At 42.2% G+C, this 19,460-nt stretch carries 19 protein-coding genes; 9 read left to right on the top strand and 10 right to left on the bottom strand.

Annotated elements, in window-relative coordinates; all coding sequences use genetic code 11:
• From ACYVTD_RS03085 to trxB, 5 genes are read right to left on the bottom strand one after another with little or no spacing between them, the layout of a single operon-like run.
• Complete coding sequence (locus tag ACYVTD_RS03085; RefSeq protein WP_461246314.1) at positions 1-549, bottom strand: helix-turn-helix domain-containing protein; 549 nt, start codon at positions 547-549, stop codon at positions 1-3.
• Positions 546-1,337, bottom strand: coding sequence for a PHP domain-containing protein (locus ACYVTD_RS03080; RefSeq protein WP_461246313.1), 792 nt, complete (start codon positions 1,335-1,337; stop codon positions 546-548). Before ACYVTD_RS03080 ends, ACYVTD_RS03085 begins: the two co-directional genes overlap by 4 nt.
• 32 nt (positions 1,338-1,369) lie before the next feature.
• Positions 1,370-2,209: a GNAT family N-acetyltransferase gene (locus tag ACYVTD_RS03075; RefSeq protein WP_461246312.1), complete on the bottom strand. Its 840-nt coding sequence runs from the start codon at positions 2,207-2,209 to the stop codon at positions 1,370-1,372.
• Positions 2,202-3,893 (bottom strand): glycoside hydrolase family 3 protein, encoded by a 1,692-nt coding sequence (locus ACYVTD_RS03070; protein WP_461246311.1) that lies wholly within the window; start codon positions 3,891-3,893, stop codon positions 2,202-2,204. The genes ACYVTD_RS03075 and ACYVTD_RS03070 overlap by 8 nt, the downstream gene beginning before the upstream one ends.
• Entirely contained in the window at positions 3,859-4,791 is a 933-nt protein-coding gene (gene trxB, locus ACYVTD_RS03065; RefSeq protein WP_461246310.1) for a thioredoxin-disulfide reductase, read from the bottom strand. Before trxB ends, ACYVTD_RS03070 begins: the two co-directional genes overlap by 35 nt.
• Positions 4,792-4,856: 65 nt before the next feature.
• On the opposite strand from trxB, the gene ACYVTD_RS03060 reads away from it, so the two are divergent.
• The 8 genes from ACYVTD_RS03060 to ACYVTD_RS03025 all read left to right on the top strand — a co-directional run bounded on the left by ACYVTD_RS03060 (position 4,857) and on the right by ACYVTD_RS03025 (position 12,581).
• Positions 4,857-6,347 carry a hypothetical protein gene (locus tag ACYVTD_RS03060; protein WP_461246309.1) on the top strand — a complete coding sequence of 497 codons (1,491 nt, stop codon included), beginning with the start codon at positions 4,857-4,859 and terminating at the stop codon, positions 6,345-6,347.
• A 185-nt stretch (positions 6,348-6,532) separates the two neighbouring features.
• Positions 6,533-7,672: an ABC transporter ATP-binding protein gene (locus ACYVTD_RS03055; protein ID WP_461246308.1), complete on the top strand. Its 1,140-nt coding sequence runs from the start codon at positions 6,533-6,535 to the stop codon at positions 7,670-7,672.
• A 44-nt stretch (positions 7,673-7,716) separates the two neighbouring features.
• On the top strand, positions 7,717-8,556 hold the full coding sequence (locus tag ACYVTD_RS03050; RefSeq protein ID WP_461246319.1) for an ABC transporter permease: 840 nt from the start codon (positions 7,717-7,719) through the stop codon (positions 8,554-8,556).
• Positions 8,556-9,425, top strand: a complete 870-nt coding sequence (locus tag ACYVTD_RS03045; protein ID WP_461246307.1) for an ABC transporter permease — start codon at positions 8,556-8,558, stop codon at positions 9,423-9,425. Before ACYVTD_RS03050 ends, ACYVTD_RS03045 begins: the two co-directional genes overlap by 1 nt.
• A gap of 50 nt (positions 9,426-9,475) precedes the next feature.
• Positions 9,476-10,600: an extracellular solute-binding protein gene (locus ACYVTD_RS03040; RefSeq protein ID WP_461246306.1), complete on the top strand. Its 1,125-nt coding sequence runs from the start codon at positions 9,476-9,478 to the stop codon at positions 10,598-10,600.
• Between the two features lie 80 nt (positions 10,601-10,680).
• Positions 10,681-11,730 carry an extracellular solute-binding protein gene (locus ACYVTD_RS03035; protein WP_461246305.1) on the top strand — a complete coding sequence of 350 codons (1,050 nt, stop codon included), beginning with the start codon at positions 10,681-10,683 and terminating at the stop codon, positions 11,728-11,730.
• Positions 11,731-11,805: 75 nt separating this feature from the next.
• Entirely contained in the window at positions 11,806-11,997 is a 192-nt protein-coding gene (gene rpmB / locus ACYVTD_RS03030) for a 50S ribosomal protein L28 (RefSeq protein ID WP_461246304.1), read from the top strand.
• Between the two features lie 8 nt (positions 11,998-12,005).
• On the top strand, positions 12,006-12,581 hold the full coding sequence (locus ACYVTD_RS03025) for a hypothetical protein (RefSeq protein WP_461246303.1): 576 nt from the start codon (positions 12,006-12,008) through the stop codon (positions 12,579-12,581).
• Here the strand turns inward: ACYVTD_RS03025 and ACYVTD_RS03020 are convergent.
• Positions 12,578-14,239 (bottom strand): nucleoside kinase, encoded by a 1,662-nt coding sequence (locus tag ACYVTD_RS03020; RefSeq protein ID WP_461246302.1) that lies wholly within the window; start codon positions 14,237-14,239, stop codon positions 12,578-12,580. The two genes, ACYVTD_RS03025 and ACYVTD_RS03020, sit on opposite strands and share 4 nt — an antisense overlap.
• Before the next feature lie 112 nt (positions 14,240-14,351).
• Between ACYVTD_RS03020 and ACYVTD_RS03015 the strand changes: the two genes are divergently transcribed.
• A complete protein-coding gene (locus ACYVTD_RS03015; protein WP_461246301.1) occupies positions 14,352-15,668 on the top strand; it encodes an endo-1,4-beta-xylanase in 1,317 nt (438 codons plus the stop codon).
• Positions 15,669-15,671: 3 nt separating this feature from the next.
• On the opposite strand, the gene ACYVTD_RS03010 is transcribed toward ACYVTD_RS03015, so the two are convergent.
• The 4 genes from ACYVTD_RS03010 to accD form a co-directional block, all read right to left on the bottom strand.
• A complete protein-coding gene (locus tag ACYVTD_RS03010) occupies positions 15,672-17,117 on the bottom strand; it encodes a nicotinate phosphoribosyltransferase (RefSeq protein ID WP_461246300.1) in 1,446 nt (481 codons plus the stop codon).
• Between the two features lie 8 nt (positions 17,118-17,125).
• A complete protein-coding gene (pncA, locus tag ACYVTD_RS03005; RefSeq protein ID WP_461246299.1) occupies positions 17,126-17,785 on the bottom strand; it encodes a bifunctional nicotinamidase/pyrazinamidase in 660 nt (219 codons plus the stop codon).
• Between the two features lie 149 nt (positions 17,786-17,934).
• Positions 17,935-18,735 (bottom strand): acetyl-CoA carboxylase carboxyl transferase subunit alpha, encoded by an 801-nt coding sequence (accA, locus tag ACYVTD_RS03000; protein WP_461246298.1) that lies wholly within the window; start codon positions 18,733-18,735, stop codon positions 17,935-17,937.
• The coding region (gene accD / locus ACYVTD_RS02995) for an acetyl-CoA carboxylase, carboxyltransferase subunit beta (RefSeq protein WP_461246297.1) at positions 18,735-19,460 on the bottom strand (726 nt) is incomplete at its 5' end. The genes accD and accA, both read right to left, overlap by 1 nt.

The following is a 19,460-nucleotide window of genomic DNA, read 5'->3' as shown; positions in this document are numbered from 1 at the left end:
TTATTCCTGAATTATTGTTAAAAATTGCGCTGTTCCGTTAACCGCGCTTTGAGCATGCGGAAGACGCGCGTCAAAATAAACAGAATCGCCCGGGTTTAAAATATGTTCCGTGTTCGCTACCGTAACTTTAACCTGCCCTTCAATAACAAAGTTAAATTCCTGTCCCGTATGAGACACTTGTCCAACCGCAGGTTTTGACGAATCAAGAGTTACAAGCAACGGCTCCATTGTTCTATGTTTAAAATTATACGCAAGACTTGAAAACTCATATCCCGGGTAACGTTCAATCTCAACTCCCCTTCCATTTCTGCAAACCGCCGCGCTGTCCATTCTTGCCTCTTCTCCGGTAAGAAGGACTGTAATGTTTGTTCCAAGGTGACTTGCTATCGTATACAAAGCGCTGATTGGTATGTCTAACTCGCCACTTTCATATTTGCTGTAAGTATCAAAAGGAATACCTGCTTCTTTTGCCATGTCTATCGCGCTGATTTCAAGAATCTCCCTTAATTCCTTTATACGTTCAGGAATATGGGCAGTCTTCTCGGTCATATAAATTCCTTCCAATGTTTATCTGTAATTTTGTCGTCTATATCTCGTATTTCAACCGGCAACATTACGTCTTCCGTTCCGTTATATTTAATCCTGTCTTCATTCATTCTTAAACCTGATATTCCGTCATTTAAAACCATGTTTACATAATCCGAAATATTGTTTAATTTTTTATCCGAGTATATTCCGAAAATTTCGTTATACTCAAGATCTGACGCGTCATGTATGTCCGTTCCGGCGGTAACAGTCTTTCCTATTTTTTTTGCATAGCAACTGGCAATGGCGTCAAAGGACACGTCATCATGACCGCCGTTTACAATTTCAACAGCGTCAACGCAACCAGTGGAAAGGACTATTTTGGGGATATAGTGTCTCTGCCTGAACGGATGGGCTTGAACAACACAGCCCCCGGAATTTTTTACGGTAGTATACTGCTCTCTTCTTGTCCAACAGCGAACTTCAGGGTGATCCATCAGCCAGTCTTTATCCAGTCCGTAAACAAGGTAGTCGTCAAAGCCGTCAAATGTTTCTTCCCAACCGAAAAAAACATCAAAATTACGCTTTAACCCTTCATTGTAAGCGTCCTCATATCCTTGGCAAAAACGGTTTACCCATTCCTTCCAAGGAAGCCTGCGAGATAACGAGCAATTTGCGTTAAAAAAATGATCGGTTACCATGATTCCTGAATATCCCAAATCCTGATAACCGGTAATATAGTCAGCGCCCCTAGATATAGCGCATTTACTAACAGGAGAAGTATGAAGATGAGTTTCATATAAATACGCCATTAAAAGCATTATACATAATATATAAAAATGTTTCAATAGTATATTATTGAATAATCATTAATATTTTTAAAACCTAAACTTTTATATAGCCTACAGGCGGAAATGTTCGATTTTCTGACAAAAAGGGTTACTCCCCTGCCCTGTAAAATAAGCGAGGAAATAAACTCATACGCCATTGCGCCGGCTATCCCCCTGCCCCGAAATTCGGGGTATACATAAACACCGCCTACCTGATACCTTGAAAAAGAGACCGCGCTAACATTGATTTTACCGATAAACCTGCCGTCAAGCTCCGCCGCCAAAACCTGCCCTTTTGCCAATATATTGGCTGTATTAACACGGCTTGACGCGGGGCTGAAAGTTGAGCCTTTTGGCAGGACTTCTTCCTTTTCATATTCCGCTTGTAAGGGCGCTATAGCGTCAATATCCGTCATTTTGGGGGTTATTAGTTTTATATTTAAAGAATTTGCAGTATTTTTTTTCTTTGGAGGAGCGTCAAGGCTCATAAGAGTGTAATCTATTATATCTTTTGGTTCCCTGTTTTTGGTTATTTCCCTTTCCAAAGCCATTACTTCCTGTTTTAGTCCCTGTACTGAATGTATTTTTGCCGAAAGTAAAAATTCTTTATTAAAATCATTTAAAGATCCACTATAACCGCATAAAACAGGCAATATATTATTTTTCCAGTTAAGAATTACCGCCTGAATACCGCCGTTTTTATCGCCCAATACCCAAATTAAAACATTTGCTTCTTTTTGTAAAAGAAATTTAGCGCTTGCGTTGACATAGTTATTTTCCGCGTCCATAAGCAGTTTTTCAACACGCGGAAAATCGCTCTTTTTTATTTTACGCCATGAAAAAGCATCACTCATAGGGAAGTATACCCTGCGCGGGGATTCTGCCTGTTATCGCCGAAAAACCGGCGGCAAAAGATTCGGAAGAATAACTGTACACGGCTACAGCGCCTGTTACCCATTTTACGCTTTCAAGATAAGCGGGACTTAATATCGAAAGAACTATCACTTTTTTATTCAACTGCTGTAAATTGCGTAACAAGCGCAGATCAAAATTGTCTGAAAGGCAAAAAATTACCGTATCCGCGTTACGCGCGTAGTATAGAATATCATCGGTTTCCGCAGAGCCGGAAAAACGATAAACAGTGGCGTTTGGAAACGCCGTCCTTCCGTAGCTGATAAATTCAGGAAATTTACCAGCTAAAAGAACACGACCCGCATTTTCTTTTGTTACCGGAAAAACAGAATCCGACGGAACAGGTTTTACTATTGTTACGCTACGCGCGGCAAGATTTAAAAAATAAGCGGTTCCTTCTGGGTCATGTAGACCTTTATCTACTTTTTTTAGATCGGGAATATACGGAACTTTTGAGTTACCGCGCATATAAGTTAATTTTAATTCCAGAATTCTGCGGGCAGAAGCTCTTACATACTGACGAAATTCTTTTTCCTCTCTCATGGAGGAAAGAAGAAATGTCCACACAGGATCAAAAAGAAGAGGCGTATTTGAAAACATTATAATATCGTTGCCTGCAATAATCGCCTGTTTTGCGGTACGCGCAAGAGAGCCTGTAAAAGATGTTGCGCCTACCATCATTAAATCATCAGTTACCACAACGCCCTTAAAACCTATTCTGCCGCGCAGTACATCGCGTAAAAGCCATGATGAAAGCGAAGCGGGAGCCATTCCCGATTGAGTTAACGGAAACGCAAGATGTCCGCTCATAACGGCGGGAATCCCTTCCGCGGAGAGCATACGGTAGGGAACAAGCTCTCTTTCCCAAAGGGTATTAAAAGAAACCTCTATCTTAGGCAGGGTTCCATGAGAATCAAGGTCTGTATCCCCATGACCTGGATAATGTTTTGCCGTCGGGATAATTCCGGCGGCAAGCTGTCCTTTTACAAACGCCGCGCCTAAGATTCCGGCGCTTACAGGGTCGCTTCCAAAAGCCCTTGGACCTATCAGTATTGAATCGCGGTTTGTAAAAAGATCAACAGTAGGGGCAAAATTCATGTTGACTCCAAGGAGAGCCAATTCCTTGCCTATGTAATAACCTGACAGATATGCGTCGCGGGGATAACCTGACGCGCCTATTGCCATATTTCCGGGAGTTTCGCTTGTATCGCCCTTGATGTGGCGTATCCAGCCGCCCTCCTGATCCGTAGCTACAAGAAGCGGTATGTTAAAAGCGCCGTTTAAACTGGCTCCCTGTAAAATTCCTACGGTTTCAGCTAACTTATGCGTATTTGCCGTATTCCATCCGAAAATCTTTACCCCGCCGATATTTCTTTGACGAATCCAATCCATAATTAACGGCGAAGGTTCTTCACCAACCCAACCAAGCATAAAAACTTGCGCAAGAGCCTGCTCGTCCGTCATGGCGTTTTCAATGGCGGCGGCAAGATCCGTAGGAGTTCCAGAATCATTAAAACTAAGAGAAAAAAGAGAATGCGAACTTAAAAATAAAAATATACACAGGAAAAAAACAAAATCCTGCGATTTATTTTTAACTTTTTGCTTCATCAATATAGTCTGATGCATGATGAGCGGCAATAGCGCCATCGGCGGCGGCTGTTACAACTTGCCGGAAAACGTCTGATCTTATATCGCCAATGGCGTAAAAACCATGAACATTAGTTTCCATTTTTTGATTGGTAACTACACAGCCGCCTTCGTCAAGTGTCGCGCCTAAAGAACGCGCAAGCGAAGACTGCGGAACAGTACCTACAAAAATAAATACGACATCCGTATCTTCTTCGGTGGTTTTGCCCGTCTTGTTGTTTTCTAAAACAACAGATTTTACTTTATCAGCGCCCTTAATTTCTTTAATTACAGTATTAAAACGCACTTCAATTTTAGGATTTTTTATCGTCCTTTCGGCAAGAGTTTTTTGGGCGCGGAAACTGTCCCGTCTGTGAATTAACACAACCTTTTCCGTTAAATTTGAAAGGTAACGCGCCTCTTCACAAGCGGCGTCTCCTCCGCCGACAACAAACATTTTTTTGTTCTTAAAAAAAGGACCGTCGCAGGTAGCGCAGTAAGAAACGCCTTTTCCCGCAAATTCTTTTTCGCCTGGAACGCCAAGCAAACCGGGCGTTGAACCTGTCGCAAGAATTACCGCAAAAGAAGTAAGCGTTTTCCCGCTCGCAAGCTCTACGGTAAAATGACCGGTTTTTTTTATACCAGTTACAGTTTCCGTAAGAAAAGACGCTCCAAAAGATTCAGCCTGTTTGTACATGGCAAGCGAAAATTCATAACCTGAAATATGCTCTGTAACACCAGGGTAATTTTCCAATCGATCAATAACCAGAATCTGTCCGCCGGGACTCATTTGTTCAATAACAAGAACCTTCAAGTTTGCCCTTGCCCCGTACTGGGCGGCGGCAAGCCCCGCAGGACCCGCTCCAATGATAATTAAATCAGCATCTAAACCAGCCATTATTCCTCCAACATTTTTTTCAAAATGGTTCACTTTTTATTTTATTATCTATAATATAATAAATTGTGAACTTAAAATCGTCAATTATGTTATTCCTTATTTTTGCGTTAATTATCGGTTTTCCCGTGGAAATTCACGCGCAAAACGCCTTTCCGCGAATTGAACCGGAGGCAAAAGCCCTTGATTATTACCGTTTGGGCTTACAGTCAGGCTATTCATGGACAGATCTGGCGGAAATCAGCCTTTGGGCGTCAGGGGATACCAACTTTTCGGCGATGAGTAAATTAAAAGCTATTGTTTTAAAATTAAACGCGGCTATAAATTCTGACTTTTCCGAAAAGGAAAAAGCCGAATTTATCCTGAACTATATGCATAAAGACATATTAAAAACTTATTATCTTTACCAAACAAGATTGGACACCCTTCTTTCCAACGGAAGATACAACTGCGTCTCCTCAGCCGTTTTTTATATCATTCTTTGTAAAGCCGCAGGGCTTAACGCAAGCGGAGTTATGACAAAAGATCACGCCTTTGCGATGGTTTATATAAACGGACAAAATTTTGACGTCGAAACGACAAACCCGTACGGATTTGATCCCGGAAACCGTAAGGAGTTCCACGACTCAAGCGGAAAGACCACAGGGTTCGCGTATGTGCCGCCACAGAATTACCGCGACCGCCAGACAATCAGCCAGATAGAACTTATCTCTTTAATTTTGAATAACAGAATCGGCGATCTTGAAAGGGCGAATAATTTTTCCGCTTCTGTTCCTCTTGCTGTTGACCGCGCCGCGTTGCTTTTGGGAAACTCGTATTCAAAAACAGCTGAAGTATCAACATCTGATTTTTTATTCGCCGACCCAAGAAAAGACCTTATGGACAGATTATTAAATTACGGCGCTTCTCTTTTACAAAACGGCAAAGAAGAAGAAGGTCTCCGCTGGGCTGTTTTTGCTTCTTCGGTTTATCCTGACTCAAACAGGTGGCAGGAGTTTCTTTTAGCCGCTGTAAACAACAAAATATCAAGATACATTAGAGAAAAGAAAATTCAAGACGCGCGTACTTTTTTGGAAAACCAAAAATCATTTATACCTGAAGCCGACTACATTCAATTTGATATGTTAATTGTTGACGCTGAACTTTTTAACAGAGTGAACAATTTTAAAACGCCAGATGAGGGAAAAGACGTAGTCTCCGCCATTGAGCAGGCGCGTACAAGCGGAAGATTAGCGGAAAAAAGAGCGTCTGAATTATTTACTTACACTATTCAAAAAATAGCGGCATCTCTGTGCGCGGCTCCCGGCAAGGATTGGCGGGCGGCTATTCGCTACTTGGAGAACGCTATTTCCAAATATGGACCAAATAGAGAATTGGAACAATCTTTACGGACATACAAAGCCAACCTTATAGCGGATTATCATAACCGCTTTGCGGCTGAATGGAACAAGAAAAATTATACCGAGGCGGAGAAGATTCTGAATGAGGGGCTGACGGAATTTCCGGGAGATAAGCAGTTATTGTCGGATAAACAGATTATAGCTAAGCAGGGACGCTAGGAAAATTCTCCCATTTTTTGTGTGGTTCGCGGTTAAAAATTTTTAAATTATTCTCTTAAAACCCTATTGACAAGTTTTTAAAAAATCCTCATTGTTCAAGTAGACGAAACATCTGGACGGCTCGGGAAGATGCCGCGCCGTGAAGCCCGGCGCATTGCTCCTGAAGGGAGGCTGGAAGGAATATATTGATAGGTAGCAATGTTGTCATCAACGGGATTAGCAAATCCTTTGGTGATTTCGAAGTGCTCAAAAATGTGAGCCTGGAAATTAATAAGGGAGAATTTTTCTCCTTGCTGGGACCGTCGGGATGCGGAAAAACTACGTTGTTGCGCATAATTGCCGGTTTTGAACATCCTGATGAAGGGACTCTTACCCTTGATGGTAACAATGTGCTTTCGCTTCCTCCAAACAAGCGCCATACAAATACGGTATTTCAAAATTACGCTCTGTTTCCCCACCTGACAGTTTATGAAAACGTCGCTTTCTCGCCCCGCCTAAAAAAACTTTCAGAAGCGCAAATAAAAACAAAAGTCGAACAATATTTAAATCTTGTCCGTCTTGAAGGACACGCGGATAAAAAACCCAACCAGTTATCGGGCGGACAAAAGCAAAGGGTCGCTATAGCCCGCGCTCTTATCAATGAGCCGCGCGTTCTGCTGCTTGACGAGCCTCTTTCCGCCCTTGACGCAAAACTGCGGCAGCATATGCTCATAGAACTTGACCGTATCCACGATGAAATCGGCATAACATTTATTTATGTAACGCACGATCAACAGGAAGCGCTTTCTGTTTCCGATCGTCTTGCTGTTATGAATTTAGGCGATATTTTACAAATAGGTACGCCCCATGAAATTTACGAAAGCCCATCTAAAGATTTTGTAGCCCGTTTTATCGGAGAGACCAATCTGTTTGACGGCGTAATTACAAGCGTAGAAAAAGTAAAACTAGACGAGAACAGCGATGAAATGGAATATCTTGCGGAAGTGGAAATCCCCGAGTTAGGCAAAATTAAAGTAACCGATTTAGACGAAGTAAAAGTAGGACAGCATGTAAGTTTTACCATAAGACCCGAAAAAATCGCCATCACCAAAGAAATGCCCACTACTAAACGTCCCTATATAAATCATTTTCAAGGGTTGGTAGACGAACCTATTTATTCGGGTTTTCAGACAAAGTTCTATGTCAATGTGCAGGACAAAACTCTTATCCGAGTAATAAAACAACACGCTAATTATTCTGACGAAGGACCTGATATCCGCTGGAAAGATTCAGTCTTCCTTTCATGGAGCGCCGTCGACGGCTACATTGTCGAGGTTAAAAGTTGAACCTTAAAGCCAAAAAGAATTACGGTCCTCTCTACTCCGCTCCAATGGCTGTTTGGTTCACTCTCTTTTTCCTAGCGCCGATTATCATTATCATAATTTACAGTTTCTTAAAAAAAGGGCTTTACGGCGGAGTAGAAAATAATTTCTCGCTTGAAGCCTATCACTATCTTGGCGACTCTGTTTTTTTAAGCATAACTTTGCGCACGATAATAACTTCATTAATAGCGACAGTAATTACTATTTTAATCGCTCTTCCGTGCGGTTACTTCATGGCAAGAAGTAAAAATCAAACTTTACTGCTGTTGCTTATAATTATCCCCTTTTGGACAAACTTTCTTATCAGGGTATTCGCATGGATGACTATTCTTGGAAATAACGGCTTCCTTAATGAAATGCTTACCCGCATCGGAATAGTTAAGGATTATATTCCGTTCCTTTACAACCAAAAAGCCGTAATCCTTGTTCTTGTTTACATGTATCTGCCCTACGCTATTCTGCCTTTATTCTCTACCATAGATAAATTCGACTTTTCGTTACTGGAAGCGGCGCGCGATCTTGGCGCTAATAAACTTGTATCGATGATAACGATACTGCTTCCAAATATTCGCGGTGGCATTTTTACCGCCGTACTTTTTACATTTATCCCCATTTTCGGCGCTTATGCCGTTCCGCTTCTTGTAGGCGGCATGGATTCATATATGCTTGGAAACATAATCGCCGACCAACTTTTAAAATCGCGTAACTGGCCCCGCGCCGCCGCTATTTCCATGGTGTTAACTGTGGTAACCACAGTAGGCGTTGTGTTGATGATGTATATGCAGAAAAGGGACGCGGCAAAAAGAACAGAAAATAAAAAACTTAAAACCATAGCGGAGGGGGTATAATGGGTCAAAGCATAGCGGCTAAAATTATCACCTCTTTAAAACCGCATAAAAATCTTGGGGAGGCGGCAAGACACGCAAAACGCGCGTATAGACAGCGTTTTTCAATGTCGCAAACTGTTTTTATAGGCACTATTATTTTTCTTTTTTTGCCGCTTGTTGTGCTTGTAGTTTACTCTTTTAACAGTTCCACAGGCATGAATTGGACTGGATTTTCACTGCGTTGGTACGAAAGGCTTTTAAGTTCTCGTGAATTGTGGCGGGCTTTAAGGAACAGCCTTATCATCGCCGTATCTTCGGCGGCTACGGCGACAATTATCGGGACAGTCGGCGCTATCGGAATTAATTGGTACAGGTTTAAAATGCGCGGCTATGTTCAGACCATTTCCTTCTTACCCATGATTCTGCCTGAAATCATCATCGGCGTTTCGCTTTCAATCTTCTTTGCAGGCATTGGTATCCCTCTTGGGCTTTTTACAATTTTTGTAGCGCACACTACATTTAATCTGCCCTTTGTATTTTTAATGGTCATGGCACGTCTTGATGAATTTGATTTTTCAATAATAGAAGCCGCCGCCGATCTTGGAGCAAGCGAAAAAGAAACGCTTTTTAAAGTAACTCTTCCAATCTGTATGCCGGGCATTATTTCCGGTCTTCTTACCGCTATAACGCTGTCGCTGGAAGACTTTGTTATCACATTCTTTGTAGCCGGTCCCGGCTCTTCCACTTTGCCTATTTTTATTTATTCCGCCATTACAAGAAAGGGCGGCATTACTCCGCTGATAAGCGCGCTTTCCGTCGCAATGATTCTTGGCACTGTACTTCTCTGCGTTATGCTTAGAAAATTCTTAAAGTACATTGCCGCCAAATGAGTAAATAAGTCTCGTTGAGACTTAAAAAAATATTTTTTATGGAGGATTTTATGGAGGAAAAGAAGGAACTACCCATTTCGGACACGGTCTCTAATCAGACTCAAGGAGGCTTACGTTCGAAACAAGAAAAAAGCGCCGCACTAAGAATAGCGGCAGTATGTATATTGAGTCTGATTGTTTTGTTGACGGGAAGCTGCGAGAAAAAGCAAAAACTTTACATTTACAACTGGACGTATTACACGCCGGATTCCGTAATTGAAAAGTTTGAAAAAGAGTACAATGTCAGGGTAATTTATGACGAATTTGCGTCTAACGAGGACATGTACGCAAAACTTAAATCGGGAGGAAGCGGCTACGATATTGTTTTCCCGTCGGCGGATTACACATCAATAATGATCAAGCAAGGTATGCTTGAAAAAATAGATAAATCGTTAATACCGAACCTTTCAAATGTAGACCCCGTTGTTCTTAAATTTGCAATATACGATTCAAATATGGAATATTCTGTTCCTTATTACTTTGGAGCGGCGGGCGTATGCGTAAACAAAGAAAAAGTTCCCAATTATGAAAAAAGCTGGTCAATCTTCGCAAGAGAAGACCTTCGCGGACGCATGACAATGTTAGACGATATGCGCGAAGTAATGGGCGACGCCCTTGCCTTTTACGGCTATTCGGTTAACACAACTAACAAAGATCAGATAGCTAAAGCAAGAGACCTTATCAACAATTCATGGAAGCCAAACCTTGTAAAATTCGACGCCGACGCTTTCGGCAAAGGTTTTGCCAATGGAGAGTTCTGGGTTGTTCAGGGGTATCCCGAAGTAGTATTTGAAGAAATTGCCGAAGATGAAAATATGCTGGCAAATACTGTTTTCTTTTATCCAAAAGAAGGCGGTCCCGCATATATCGACAGTATGTGTATTTTGAAGGGATCAAAAAACATAAAACTTGCTCATCAATTTATCGACTTCATTCACAGACCGGAAATTTACGCCGAATTTACTGATGAATTTGGTTTTCCGGCAACGGCAAACGTACCCGCGCGCAAGTTTAAAAAAGAGGCTTCGATGTACGAGGCGGAGGATCTGTTAAATACGGAAATCAAGTTTGATCTTGGTTCCGATTTAGACCTCTACAATGACGCATGGTTTAATTCCATAAGAGCCGGCGAGTAACGCTGCCCCTGTGGGACACCATAGATTTAATTCTTCAAACCCTGTCAGAAATGACAGGGTTTGTTAAATAGGAGGTGATGATGGGGAAAAAAAGTATCCTGTATCTTTCGGTGTTGGCGGCGTTGTTGCCAACCATTTTATCATGTAATTCAAAAGAAAAATTGTATATTTACAACTGGACATATTACACACCTGAATCTGTAATAGAAAAATTTGAAAGCGAATACAATTGCAGAGTTATTTACGATGAATTTGCGTCTAACGAAGATATGTACGCCAAGTTAAGGGCGAACAAGGGCAAACGCGGCGGTTATGACGTAGTATTTCCTTCCAAAGATTATGTTCCTATAATGATCCGACAGGAAATGTTGGAAAAATTAGATCATTCAAAATTATTTAATCTTAAAAATATCGATCCGAAAGTGCTTAAAATAGCAAGTTACGACCCGGACATGGAATATTCAGTTCCTTATTTTTACGGCGCGGGCGGCATTATCGTCAACACGTCAAAAGTTCCCGACTATGAAGAAAGCTGGTCAATCTTCGCAAGAGAAGACTTAAAAGGACGCATGACAATGTTAGACGACATGAGGGAAGTATTGGGCGGCGCTTTGGCTTTTCTTGGGTACTCCGTTAATTCGACAAATCCGGCTCAAGTGGACGCGGCAAAAGATCTTGTAAACAATTTATGGAAGCCCAATCTTGTAAAATTCGACGCAGAATCCTTCGCCAAGGGGTACGCGAACGGAGACTTTTGGGTTGTCCACGCCTTCCCCGAAGCCGTCTTTGAAGAAGCCTCAGGCTCAAATTTAATGGATTCGACAGTCTTTTTTATCCCCAAAGAAGGCGGTCCGTCCTATATAGACAATATGTGCATTTTAAAGGGAGCAAGAAACATCAATCTTGCCCATAAATTTATCGACTTTATCCACAGACCGGAAATTTACGCCGAATTTGTAGACAGTTTCGGGCTTCCCGCCACTGTAAATATCCCGGCGCGCGAGCATAAAAAGGGCACTTCCATGTATTCAGAGGCTGACCTGCTCCACACCCAGCTTGTAGAGGATTTAGGCGAGTCCCTGGAATTGTACACAAACGCATGGTTTAACTCGATTCGTGTCGGGGATTAGGGGTTTACATTATTTTGGGTTTTTGGTATATTTTGGGTATCTGCCCCTACAAGGGCTTTTTTAAGGAAGGATAATATGTCACGGACTTGTGATATTTGCGGAAAACATACAGTCACCGGCAATAAAGTAAGCCATGCCAAGAACCGCACCCGAAGAACATGGAAACCCAATCTGGTAAACGTAAAGACCGAGTTAGGCGGCACTACAGCAAAACTTAAAATCTGTACAAGGTGTCTTAAAAGCGACTTTATCACCAAGAAAGTCTAAACTGTCCCATGACAGATCCTGGACTGTTACAAGCGTTAGATTATATTCTCAATAAAAGCGATGCCGCTACGATAGAAGCGCTGACAGAAGCAATTACACGCCGCAGACGAGATTTAACGCTTTTTAACTCGGTGGGCAATATACCCGACCCGCAAAGAATGACCAAAGAAATAACCGAAAAAATAAACGCTGGAATTGGCGGCAGTCTTGAAGGTATGAAAAAGTCCGTTCAGGATATGATTAAAAACATACTAAAGGAACACGCCCCTGAGCTTAACGAAAAACAGAGAGAAGAATTGTGCAACGCATGGCTGCCTGACAGTACCGGAAAAAAAGGAGCGGGCAAAGGCAGCGGATTACCGCCCGACGTGCTACTTTCCATGATAGAACAATTTATCTCTTTCTCCCACGGCGAAATGAAAGAATCGGTAGACCAAAAACTTCGCGAAGAAATGGGCGCATGGACAAAACGTTACTGGGACAGTTTTCCGCCCGTTATTCAACAACTAATCACAGATTACCTTAAAGATAAAATAACCGAAAAAGATTTTAAAAGTAGAGTTTGTATCGCCTTGGGGCTTTAATACTTAAACTCGCTTCCGCCTATAAACTCGCGCAGGATACTTGTTCCTGGCACATGTTGGGGCGGAATGGGGATAAAGTTTTCTAGGAAGGCAAGCAGTCTTACCGCTTCGGCATATTCTTTCATACCCGGTTTAATTACACGTAATAGCGGGTCAGCGTAGTATTTTAAAACTGAAAGCTCGTAGTCAAGCGCGGAATTAAATGTCGCGTCGGCAGATCCTTGGAAGGGGAAAATATGTTTGCGCTCTCCTGCCTGCACCTTGGGCCACATTCTGATTGTACCAGCCGCCTGCATGCTCCTAAATTGGGAATCGCGAACCATACGCCTTAAAAGCCTGTTGTCGCTTGTAGGAATACGGTTATGATCGTCAAGATTTAATTGCGTTAGCGCCGATATATAAATTTTAAACTTTGTTTTTCTGTCAATACTGTAAGTTAGCGCGTCATTAAGTCCGTGAATACCCTCGACAATTAAAACGCTGTTACTTCCCAGTTTTATTTTTCTGCCGCCTGTTTCCCTGCGAGTGCCTGTTTTAAAATCATAAACAGGCAGGGTTACTTCTTCGCCTCGGTAGAGAGCTTGCAATTGTTCATTAAGGAAAGGCACGTCCAGAGCTTCCAAACATTCGTAATCAGGTTCGCCATTTTCATCTTTTGGAGTATCAGCCGTTCCCCTGTAATAATCGTCAAGGCTAATGGCGATTGGCTTTATACCTGAAACCATTAACTCAATTTCCAAACGCTTAGCGCTTGTTGTTTTTCCAGAGCTTGAAGGACCGGCAATAAGAATCGTTTTGATATTTTCACGATGATCGCAAATAAGACGCGCTATGTCCCCAAGTTTTCTTTCCTGATGCGTTTCCGCTATTCTGATATACTCCTGAAAATTCCTGTTGGTAATACGCGCATTTAATTCCCCTACAACGCGCACGCCGATAATCTTTCCCCATTTTTTATAATCATTATAAACTTTAAAGAGCTGAGGCTCATCGATAAAAGGTTCTATTACATTTCCTTTGCCTGTGCCGGGGAAACGCAATAAAAAACCGTCCTGATACGGCATAAGTTCAAAAGCGCTAAGGAATCCGGTTTTCGGAAGAAGCGGCTGAATATAAATATCCATGTAATCTTTACATTCGTTTACCTTGATAAGCGCAGAGCTTCTGTGTTCCAAAAGAAGCAACGTGTCTGTTTGTTTATTATCTTTTAATAACTGTAACGCTTCTTCATAAGAAAGATATTTAAATGTTATAGGAAGATTTTCTTTTATAATTTTTCGCATTTCATTTTCAAGCTCTTTAACATCGCTTTCTTTAGGCTTGTCGCCTGAGCTTAACGTATAGTAATAACTGTTTCCAAGCGAATGCCCAACATAAACGCCGTTATTTGGAAATACTTTCTGCGCCGCAATCGCAAGGACAAAAGAAAGGGTACGGCGATAAATAACGACGCCTTCATGGGAGTCGATAAGGACAGGCTCAACCGACGCATTTGCAAGAAAAGTCGTTCCAACCGGGCGAATTTCGTTATTTTCCCTGATTGCCGCTATTTTTTCAGGCGGAAGGTCGAAGTGCTCAATAAGAGTTGAAGCAAGTGTGCTGTAAGGACAGGTTACAGTTTTTTGGGTGTTGACAAATTTAATTTGTATGTTGTTCATAATATTATTATAGCATAAAAAGACGACTTTTTGGCGAAAAAACTACATATAAATTGTTTTTTTTTGATTTCCATGATATAATACTCTCTAATGTTCTTTATGGAGGGTAACTATGATAAAGAAAACTGTTGTTTTTGTATTAATAATTTTAATGTTCGGATTAAGCGGCTGTAAATCGGCATCTGAGCCTGATCCTGAAACAAAACAGGCAAGTGAAAGCCCAATATGGCCTCCGGCAACTGAAAGTGAAAATATTTGGAACTGGCCTGCGGAAACTACTGGAGAAAAACTTTATACGGCATGGTCTTTCCCGCTTGGAGTCGCTGTTCCGGGAGCAAATACCAGCAACAGTTCAAATAACAATGCGCTTGATACAAGTAATCCACAATATCCGTTGCTTAAACATTTTAACGTAGTGGTAGCGGAAAATGAAATGAAACCTGCGAATATTATGCCTTCATCTGCAAGCGCCGCTTATGGAAGAATGACAAATGCCGATAAGCTCGTTAGTTATGCTAAAGCGATGAATAAAAGAATCCGCGGGCATGTGCTTATATGGCACTCTCAAACGCCTTCATGGTTTTTCCCATCTACATCTTTATCTGGAGCGGAAAGGAAAGCAAAACTCTATGAAAATATGGAAAAACACATAAAAGCCGTATTTGAACATTTTGGCGGCACGATTGATTCTTGGGACGTATGCAATGAAGTTGTAGATCAATCAACTTTTACTAACGGCGGAGCGCGTACTGATTCCAACTACACAAAAATAATGGAAGCCGCCGGGCTTACCGGAATAAATCGTTATGAATATGTCGTAAAAGCTTTTGAGTGGGCGCGTAAATATGCGGATAAATACGGCGGGGAAAATGTTAAACTTTTTATAACAGACGTTGGCATTGAAAGAAGATTCCCTGACGCAGTTGAGGGTCAAAAAAGTAAAATAGACGCATTTGAAGATTTAGTTAATTATTTAATTTTAAAAAACGCTCCTTTTGACGGCGTTGGTTTCCAGGGACATTTCAGGCTTTACGATCATCCTGTAGAGCAAATAAGCGCAGGTATTGACAGGTTTGCCGCAAAAGAAATAAAGCCCGGTAAAAACATAATTATTCAGGTTTGCGAATTGGATTTTTCTGTTTTTAGTAACGCTGAAGGCGAAGGCAATGCTACAACTATTGACAACAGTTTACTTAATACACGTTTGACAGATCTTGCTAATAATTACCTTGATTTCTTTAATATGTTTGAACAAAAATATAAAGAGGGAAAACTTGACATGGTACTGATATGGGGTATTGACGACGGTCATAGCTGGCTTAACGGTCATCCTGTATCGGGAAGGACAGATTATCCCTTGCTTTTTGACAGGAATTATCAAGCTAAAAAAGCGTTTGAAAAACTTAGAAATGGTCCTACTGAGCCTTAATTATTATTGCAGTTTCTGTATCAAGTCCAGTTTAAGGGAGCGTAATTTATCGGTAATCGACACTTTATAAACATGAGGATTCAACAGCCTTTTGTATGTTGAGTCAAAACTTTCAAGATCTGCGGCGGCATAGGCTTTAACTTCCACAAGCGAAGGTTGTTCCGCTGTCAAAACGCCGTTTTCTATGCGTTTTTTTAACATCGCCGTTGCGCTTCCTTCGACTGTGTGTACAAAATGGCGGTAATCCGCTGAAGGATGCCAAAACGAATAACTCTGTCCGTTTTTTATTTCATCGCCGTCTTCGTCTATGCTTAACACGTCCGCTATTGCCGCCCCTGTTTTATCCCTGATTCGCCAAACTTGTTTTATGCCTGGGTTTGTCGTCTTTTCGGGATTATCTGAAAATTTCATAACAGGCGTAGTGCCCTCTTTTCCTCGCAGGGCGGCAAGTTTGTACACTCCGGTAAAGGCGGCGGCGTTATCGCCTGTTACAAGTTTTGTACCCACCCCCCAACTGTTCACTGGCGCGCCGTCCTTCACAAGCGTTTCGATTATATTCTCGTCAAGATCATTAGAGACCGTAATAAAAGCATTTTTAAGTCCCGCGCCGTCAAGCTGCCGCCTTACTTCCGTTGAAAGATACTGAATGTCACCAGAATCAAGACGCACTCCAAAATTTTTTCCTTTAGCGGTAAGTTTTTTCCCCGATTTTATTGCGTTAATAATGCCGCTTTTTAATGTGTCATAAGTGTCGATTAAAAAAATTGATCTGTCGGGGTACAGTGCGGCGTAGGCGTCAAAAGCGTCTTCTTCGTTATCGAATGACATTACCCACGAGTGAGCCATTGTTCCCATTACGGGAATCCCGTAAATTTTTCCTGCTAACGTATTGCTTGTTCCCTGAGCGCCACCAATGTACGCCGCACGTGAAGCGGAAATTGCCCCGTCAGGTCCCTGTGCCCTGCGAAGACCGAACTCCATTATTTGCCCTTTACCGGAAGCGAGCCAGATTCGGCGGGTCTTTGTAGCGATTAAACTTTGAAAATTTATAATATTCAAAATTAGCCCTTCGATTATCTGACATTCAATAAGACTGCCTTCCGCCCGTATTAACGGTTCTTGCGGAAAAACAACGGTTCCCTCGTCCATTGCCCAAAGAGTTCCGTTAAAACAAAAAGTTTTAAGGTAATCGGTAAAACCGTTTTCAAAAATACCCAAACTTTTAAGATAGGCAATGTCATCTTCTGAAAACTTAAAATTGACAAGTTTTTCTAGCAGAACGCCAAGCCCCGCAAAAATTGAGTAACCGCCTGAAAACGGCTGATGACGGAAAAACATCTCGAATACGACATTTTCATCACGGTTATTTTTCCAGTAACCTTGAGCCATTGTAAGGGAATAAAAATCTGTGAAAAGTGCGGAGTTATCCGCCGCGGAATTATCCGTCATAGTTATTTTTATTTTAAGCTATTAATGATTTCTTTGGAAGAGATAAATTTAACCCCTGCGTTCTTCATGCTTGTTACTGCTTTTTCTACGGAGCCTTCAGGGAAGCCGACCCCACGCACCGCATCCTCGGCTATAATTGTATCGAACCCAAGAGTTTTACAATCCATAGCGCTGAAAAACACGCAATAATCGGTGGCAATGCCGCCCATGATAACTGTTTCTATGCCAAGCCCTCGCAGGTAGCTTTCAAGCCCTGTTTTGGTTTTTCTATCATTTTCAAAAAACGCCGAATAAGAATCAATGTCTTTATTAAAACCCTTGCGGAGAATTAGAGAAATCGGTTTTACGTCAAGGTCTTTGTGAAAATCGGCTCCCTTTGTTCCCTGAACGCAGTGGTCTGTCCAGAGAACCTGTCCTTTAACAAGGGGCGTGTCGATAATGTCGCCAGGCTTTTTGCCGTTATGCGATGATGCAAAAGAGATATGCCCCGCCCCATGCCAGTCCTGAGTGGCGGCGACTCGACCGCCTTTTTCGGCAAGAGAGCGTGAAATAGCGTTAAGCGGAGAAACAACAGCGTCTCCGTCGTTCACCGCCAACGCGCCGCCCGGACAGAAATCATTCTGTACGTCAATTATTAGAAGCAAAGCTTTTTCAATCTCTAAATGCATATTCACCGCTCCTTCTTTAACCACGAACTTTAGCGGATAGTAGTTAGTGGATAGTAATTAGTGTTATTGTTAGTAAACTGATCTTGTTGCCAATACTCTTAGCTTACTAACAACAAAAACTATCCACTACCTACTAACCACTAACTACTTTATTCCGTAAACACGCCAATCTTGCGGAATTTCTGATACCGTTTTTCGGGCAATCCCTTAAAGTCTTCCTTAATTAATTTATTCACGGTTTCTACAAGGAACGCTTTAATGTTTTTCGCCGTAAGACTGATGTCTTTCGCCGCTCCGCCGTCAGGCTCCCCTATAATTGTATCGCAGACTCCAAAACGTTTTAAGTCTTCCGCCGTAATCTTCATTAGTTCTGCGGCTTCCCTTTCCCTTGAACCGTCTTTCCATAAAATTGAGGCGAACCCTTTCGGCGAAATTACCGAATAAAGAGCGTTTTCAAGCATGGCAAGATGGTCGCAAACTCCAAGAGCTAACGCTCCGCCCGATCCGCCTTCGCCAAGAACGACTGAAACAACAGGAGTTTTAAGCATCATAAAGTCATGAAGACTGCGGGCGATAGCTTCGCCCTGCCCACGTTCTTCCGCACCTACGCCGCAGTAAGCTCCGGGAGTGTCAATAAAACAAATAATAGGGCGTTTAAATTTTTCCGCCTGCTTTGCAAGACGCAGAGATTTTCTGTATCCTTCTGGGTGAGGCATGGAAAAGTTAATCTTTTGCAAAGTCTCAATATCTTTCGCCCTTACCTGAGAAATTACGGTAACGGGAATATCACCTAACAAGCAAATACCGCTTAATACGGCAGGATCGTCGCTAAAATAGCGGTCGCCGTGGAACTCTATAAAATCATTAAAAACCAGCGGAATGTAGTCGTTAATAGTGGGACGACCAAGATTTTTAAGAAGGTCCAGTTTTTGTTGCATATTCAAAGCCATTACTTTCCTCCTTTGTAGCCGTGTAATCTGATAATATGCGCAAGTTCTTGCGGCATATCTTTGCGGTGGATAACAGCGTCGATAAATCCGTGTTCAAAAACAAACTCGGAAGTTTGGAATCTGTCCGGCAATACCGCTCCGATAGTGTCCTGTATGACTCTCTTTCCGGCAAAACCAAGAGTAACCCCAGGCTCGGCAATAATAATGTCGCCTAACATGGCGAAAGATGCCGTAACGCCGCCTGTGGTTGGGTCTGTAATAACGGAAATGTAAAGTCCGCCGGCTTCCGTATGCCTTGCCACCGCGCCCGATGTTTTCGCCATCTGCATAAGGGAGATAATCCCTTCCTGCATACGCGCTCCGCCCGACGCTGAAAAAATAATCACGGGCAATTTATTTGTTGTGCCATATTCAATCGCCCTTGTAATTTTTTCGCCTACAACACTGCCCATACTTGCCATCATAAAACGGCTGTCCATTATGCCGATCACGCAAGGATACCCTTTTATGGTACAACGCCCAGTAACGACAGCCTCGCCTGTATCGCATTTTTTCTGCAATTCACTGATTTTATCTTCGTATTCGGGGAAGTCAATCGGATTACCCGACTTCATTCCTGAATCGAACTCGCTAAAACTCCCCTCATCTACGGTAATTTTCAGCCTTTGCTGCCAGCCCAGTCTGGAATGATTACCGCATTTCTCGCAAACCCCCAAAGGGTCGGA

It is taken from the genome of Treponema sp. R6D11, from assembly GCF_054786075.1.
The sequence above is the reverse complement of the archived record's forward strand: the minus strand, read 5'-3'. Positions and strand labels throughout refer to the sequence as shown.